Annotated in this window: 1 protein-coding gene; it reads left to right on the plus strand. The window is 58.0% G+C overall.

Features of this window, described 5'->3' with window-relative positions:
• Positions 1–232: hypothetical protein (locus AC1RPG_RS08690; RefSeq protein ID WP_481762586.1), on the plus strand; the 232-nt coding region annotated here is incomplete at its 5' end.
• Between the last annotated feature and the right edge of the window lie 56 nt (positions 233–288).

A 288-nucleotide genomic window follows, 5' to 3' on the forward strand; every position in this document is an offset into this window, starting at 1 on the left:
TCTCCGATCAGCCCGATCTCGGTGTGGGGTGACACCAGCTCTTCGTTCAGTGGCAGCAGCTATGCGTCGAGCGATTCCGGTTCGAGTTCGGTATCGGACACGTGTTCCAGCTCTTCGCATTCGTCGTACTCGGATTCGAGTTCAAGCAGCTACGATTCGTCCTCCAGTTCTTCGTTCGACTGCGGGTCGAGCAGCAGCGGGAGCGACTGGTGAGCAATATCTATCGAGATGAGCTGGACAGCATCCAGCAGGCACAGGAACGGCTGCGCACACGCCTGCGACTTCTAC

This window comes from Dellaglioa sp. CoH-57-MRSF-18, from assembly GCF_056781995.1.